General features: G+C 66.3%; 7 protein-coding genes. 4 read left to right on the forward strand and 3 right to left on the reverse strand.

Going from position 1 to position 5,214, the window contains the following annotated elements; translation table 11 throughout:
* The 3 genes from B0W88_RS29450 to B0W88_RS29460 form a co-directional block, all read right to left on the reverse strand.
* The coding region (locus B0W88_RS29450) for an Hpt domain-containing protein (protein WP_198937974.1) at positions 1–416 on the reverse strand (416 nt) is incomplete at its 3' end.
* 32 nt (positions 417–448) lie between these two features.
* Positions 449–811, reverse strand: coding sequence for a response regulator (locus B0W88_RS29455; RefSeq protein WP_077038091.1), 363 nt, complete (start codon positions 809–811; stop codon positions 449–451).
* Between the two features lie 64 nt (positions 812–875).
* Positions 876–1,349 carry a hypothetical protein gene (locus tag B0W88_RS29460; protein WP_077038092.1) on the reverse strand — a complete coding sequence of 158 codons (474 nt, stop codon included), beginning with the start codon at positions 1,347–1,349 and terminating at the stop codon, positions 876–878.
* A gap of 243 nt (positions 1,350–1,592) precedes the next feature.
* Here B0W88_RS29460 and B0W88_RS29465 point away from each other — a divergent pair, with 243 nt between their 5' ends.
* Genes B0W88_RS29465 through B0W88_RS29480 form a run of 4 tightly spaced genes read left to right on the forward strand, consistent with a single transcriptional unit; the run spans position 1,593 to position 5,066 of the window.
* Entirely contained in the window at positions 1,593–2,735 is a 1,143-nt protein-coding gene (locus tag B0W88_RS29465) for a histidine kinase (RefSeq protein WP_077038093.1), read from the forward strand.
* A complete protein-coding gene (locus tag B0W88_RS29470; RefSeq protein WP_077038094.1) occupies positions 2,732–3,385 on the forward strand; it encodes a response regulator transcription factor in 654 nt (217 codons plus the stop codon). The genes B0W88_RS29465 and B0W88_RS29470 overlap by 4 nt, the downstream gene beginning before the upstream one ends.
* 60 nt (positions 3,386–3,445) lie before the next feature.
* Positions 3,446–4,072: a YqhA family protein gene (locus B0W88_RS29475; protein WP_077038095.1), complete on the forward strand. Its 627-nt coding sequence runs from the start codon at positions 3,446–3,448 to the stop codon at positions 4,070–4,072.
* A 7-nt stretch (positions 4,073–4,079) separates the two neighbouring features.
* Positions 4,080–5,066 (forward strand): aldo/keto reductase, encoded by a 987-nt coding sequence (locus B0W88_RS29480; RefSeq protein WP_077038096.1) that lies wholly within the window; start codon positions 4,080–4,082, stop codon positions 5,064–5,066.
* Positions 5,067–5,214 lie beyond the last annotated feature (148 nt).

Consider the following 5,214-nt stretch of genomic DNA (forward strand, 5'->3'; position numbering starts at 1 on the left):
TTGACGAAGGCGCCGATCGTGGCGATCAGGTCGGTGGCGTCGACCACCTCGCCCGACGAGCCCTGGTGGCGCGCCAGCAGCGAGCGCAGCGCGTCGCCGGACTGCAGCAGCACGTCCACCATCGCGGAGGTGGGCTGGAGCTCGTGGCGGCGCAGCTTGTCCAGCAGCGTCTCCATGATGTGGGTCAGCTCGGCCACGTCGCCGAAGCCGAAGGTGGCGGCGCCACCCTTGATCGAGTGCGCGCAGCGGAAGATCGCGTTGAGCTCCTCGTCGTCGGCGGTCTCGACGTTGAGGTTGAGGAGCAACTGCTCCATGCTGTCCAGGTTCTCGCCGGCTTCCTCGAAGAAGACCTGGTAGAACTGGCTCAGATCGATGCCGGCACTCAGGCTCGCGCCTTCGGACGTCATTTCTCCCATGCTTTTGAACTCCGTCTAGCTGGTCGGTTACTTCAGCGGATGACCTTGCCGATCACTTCGATCAGCTTGGCCGGGTCGAATGGCTTCACCAGCCAGCCGGTGGCGCCGGCGGCGCGGCCGGCCTGCTTCATCTGGTCGCTGGACTCGGTGGTCAGGATCAGGATCGGCGTGGTCTTGAACTTCGGGTTGTCGCGCAGCTTCTTGGTGAGGCTGATGCCGTCCATGCGGGGCATGTTCTGGTCGGTCAGCACCAGGTCGAAGTCGCGACTGCTGGACTTTTCCCAGGCATCCTGCCCATCCACCGCTTCCACCACGTTGAAACCGGCATTCTTCAGCGTGAAGGACACCATCTGGCGCATCGAGGCCGAATCGTCCACGGCAAGGATTGAGTGCATTTTGTTTTCTCCGGGTATCAGGTGCTAGTTCGGTAGATCGGGTGTTTTCTTGAATCTCTGGCCGTCAGAACAGCTCGATCGAGCCGGCGTCCATCTCGTCCTGCGTGACGGGATTGGGCCGCAGCGGGGCGATCTCGACGACGGCGGCGCCGTCCTCGTCGTCGCCGAAGGTGTCGCGGGCCAGCTGGTCCTGGCAGTTGCGCAGGCGCTGGCTGGTGTGGGCGATCAGCTGGGTGGACATGTCCTGGAACTGCATGGCGGTGACGGCGCCAGCGATGTCCTCGCCGACCTGGCGCAGCGCCTCGGCGCAGCCCGGGGGCAGGTCGTCGGCGCGGCGCAGCAGGTTCTGCACGACGCCCGCGGCGCTGTAGAAGTGCATGGAGAGCGCCTCGCCGGCGTCGTCCAGCAGGCGTTGCAGCCGCTCCAGGTCGTTGGAGACGGTCATCAGGTGGTCCTGCAGCTCCGCCGCCGCCAGCAGCGGCATCATGCCCGGCTCGTCGTCGTCGTCCGGCTCTGGCGTCGTCTCGTCTGTCTGCATTTCCCGCTCACCCTCTTGTCGGAATCGTGTTGCGCCGGGTTCCCATGGTCGTGGTCTTGACAAAAAACCTGGTGCGATGTGGGGCCTATTTACAACTCGGCATCTTCGGCAATTCCGGGCCGCCTGTCGACAACACATTTCACACAGTGCGTGCCTATTTATCCTAATTCCCAATCTCGACGCATATTCGGCCGCTGACGCGAGGCATTTCGGGCTTCCGCGGGGAGGGCATACTGCGGGGCCATGTCCACTGCCCCTGCCGAGCGAGCGCTGCGCATTCTCCACGTCGAGGATTCCGAACTGGATCATCAATTGATCCTGGCCGAGTTGCGCCGCGCCCAGATCCGGCCGGAGGTGCTGCGGGTGGATACCCTGGCCGGCGTCCAGCAGGCGCTGCTGGAAGAGTGGGACGCCGTCATTTCCGACTACAACCTGCCCGGCTTCTCCGGCATGGTGGTGCTGGACCTGGTGAAGGCGCGGCAGCAGCCGGTGCCCTTCATCCTTGTTTCCGGCGAGATCGGCGAGGACACGGCGGTGGCCGCCATGCGCACCGGCGCCTCCGACTACCTGCTGAAGAACAACCTGGCGCGCCTGGCGCCGGCGCTGATCCACGCGATCGAGGCGCACGAGTCCGAGCGGGCGCGGCTGGACGCCAACCGCGAGCTGATCAAGTCCAAGCAGCAGTTGCACGAGCTGGCCGGCCATCTGCAGACCAGCATCGAGATGGAGCGCGCCGCGATCGCACGCGAGATCCACGACGACGTCGGCGGCACGCTGACCGCGCTGAAGTTCGACCTGGCCTGGATCGCCCGCCACGCGCTGGACGAGGGCGTCAAGCAGCGCACCGCCGCGGCGCTGGAGACGGTCAGCTCGGCCATCGAGGCCAGCCAGCGCATCATGCACAACCTGCGGCCGGCCATCCTGGAGCAGGGCCTGGTGGCGGCGGTGCAGTGGATGGCGGCCCGCTTCGAGAAGCGCACCGGCATCGTGACGACGGTGCGCACCAGCCACGAGCAGATGAACCTGCCGCCGGCCGTGCCGCTGGTGGCCTACCGCACGGCGCAGGAGGCGCTGACCAACGTCTCCAAGCATGCCAGCGCGACGCGGGTGGACATCGAGCTCTCGATCGACTCCGGCGTGCTGACCCTGGAGCTCAGTGACAATGGGCAGGGCATCGCGCCGGGCGCGCTGGCCAAGGCGCGCAGCTTCGGTATCCGGGGCCTGCACGAACGCGCCGCGACAGTGGGAGGATGGGTGGATTTGAGCAGCAGCAGCAAGGGCGTGAGCCTGATACTTTCGGTGCCCCTGGAGGCCAAGGGCGAAGAGGACCTGGGCCTCGAGGGCCTGTTCACGGCGATGCACGATCCCTCGATGTGGACTGAATGAAAAACATCAGAGTCATTCTTTGTGACGACCACGCGCTGATCCGCCGCGGCATCCGCGACACGCTGTCCGATGCGTCCGACATCGAGGTCGTCGGCGAGGCCGGCGACTATTCCGAGCTGCGCGAGCTGCTGCGCAAGCTGGGCCCCGAGAACCCCTGCGACGTGCTGGTGCTGGACATCAACATGCCCGGCCGTTCGGGCCTGGACGTGCTGCATGTGCTGAAGGACGAGGCTGCGCCGATCCGCACGCTGATCGTCTCCATGTACCCGGAGGACCAGTACGCGATCCGCGCGCTGCGCGCCGGCGCCTACGGCTACGTCAACAAGGGCGGCGACCCGGCCGTGCTGGTGCAGGCGGTGCGCACGGTGGCGCAGGGCCGCAAGTACGTGACGCCCGAGATCGCGCAGATGCTGGTGGAGAGCCTCACCGCCCCGGTCACCGAGCAGGCGCACCAGAAGCTGTCCGACCGCGAGCTGCAGACCTTGGTGATGATCGCCAGCGGCAAGCGGCTCTCGGACATCGCCGAGGAGCTGATGCTGAGCCCCAAGACGGTCAGCGTCTACCGCGCCCGGGTGCTGGAAAAGCTGGGCCTGGCCAACAACTCCGAGCTGACGGTGTACGCGATCCGCAACGGGCTGGTGGCGAGTTGAGTCTCGCAACCTAACGCTGATATCGCACTGACACGAATTCAAGTTACAAACTCGCCCACGATGAGCACACCCCACCCCAACCACAAGCTCGGCCCGCTGCCCGCCCTGATCTTCGCCAGCCGCTGGCTGCAGCTGCCGCTGTACCTGGGCCTGATCCTGGCGCAGTGCGTCTACGTCTACCACTTCGGCGTGGAGCTGTTCCACCTGATCGAGGCGGCGATGGGCGACCACCATGCGCTGGAGGCCCTGACCACCAGCATGGGCTACAAGTTCCCCGACGGCGCCGAGCCCGAGCTGACCGAGAGCATCATCATGCTGGCGGTCCTCTCGCTGATCGACGTGGTGATGATCTCCAACCTGCTGATCATGGTGATCGTCGGCGGCTACGAGACCTTCGTCAGCCGCATGCACCTGCGCGGCCATCCGGACGAGCCGGAATGGCTGGGCCACGTCAACGCCTCGGTGCTCAAGGTCAAGCTGGGTACCGCCATCATCGGCATCAGCTCCATCCACCTGCTGCGCAGCTTCATCAATGCGCCGAACCTGCAGGACCGCGTGCTGGTGGCGCAGACGGTGATCCACCTGGCCTTCCTGCTGTCCGCCATCGCCATCGCGTACTGCGACAAGCTGCTAAACAGCGTGCCCGCACACCCCGGCCACCACAACGGCAACGGCAACCATCACTGATCGAACCATGAAATACCGCGAATTCGGCCGTACCGGCTGGCAGGTCTCCTCCGTCAGCTTCGGCGCCTGGGCCATCGGCGGCACCTGGGGCACCGTCAACGACGAGGACTCGATGGCCGCGCTGCACAAGGCGCTGGACATGGGCGTCAACTTCATCGACACGGCCGACGTCTACGGCGACGGCCGCAGCGAGCGCCTGATCGCGCGGCTGCGCCAGGAGCGCCCGTCGGACAAGTTCTACGTCGCCACCAAGCTGGGCCGGCGCGTGGACCCGCATGTGGCCGCGGGCTTCACCCGCGAGGCCCTGACCGGCTTCGTCGAGCGCAGCCTGAAGAACCTCGGCACCGACACGCTGGACCTGATCCAGCTCCACTGCCCGCCGACCCAGGTGTTCTACATGCCCGAGGTGTTCGGCGTGATGGACGACCTGGTCAAGGCCGGCAAGCTGCGCCACTACGGCGTCAGCGTCGAGAAGGTCGAGGAGGCGCTGAAGGCGATCGAGTACCCGAACGTGCAGTCGGTGCAGATCATCTACAACATCTTCCGCCAGCGCCCGCAGGAGCTGCTGTTCCAGGAGACGCTGCGCCGCAAGGTGGCGATCCTGGCGCGCTTGCCGCTGTCCTCGGGCCTGCTGTCGGGCAAGCTCAGCAAGCAGAGCAGCTTCGAGCCCGACGACCACCGTGCCGGCAACCGCGACGGCCAGTGGTTCGACAAGGGCGAGACCTTCTCCGGCCTGGACTACGAGACCGGGTTGGCGGCCGTCGAGGCGCTGAAGCCACTGGTCCCGGCAGGGCAGACGCTGGCGCAGTTCGCGCTGCGCTGGATCCTCTCGAACCCGGCCGTCACCTGCGCAATCCCCGGCGGCAAGCGGCCGGTGCAGATCGAGGAGAACATGGCGGCGGGCGACCTGCCGGCGCTGTCGGCCGGGGAACTGGCCGCGGTGCGCGCCATCTACGAGCAGTACGCCTACGGACAGGTCCACCACCGCTGGTGATCTTGCGGCGGGGGCGCTGGCCGCACAAGGCCGCTCCTGGTATCGGGTTACTGCCGATTACAGCAGGCGCGTGATGCTGCGTTGCAGCAAAATCACGCCATGCAGCCCGCCACCCAGCCTCAAGTCCCGATCAGCCAATCCTTCGCCG

It is taken from the genome of Pelomonas sp. KK5 (genome assembly GCF_001984095.1).
In the GTDB taxonomy this organism is placed as follows: domain Bacteria; phylum Pseudomonadota; class Gammaproteobacteria; order Burkholderiales; family Burkholderiaceae_C; genus KK5.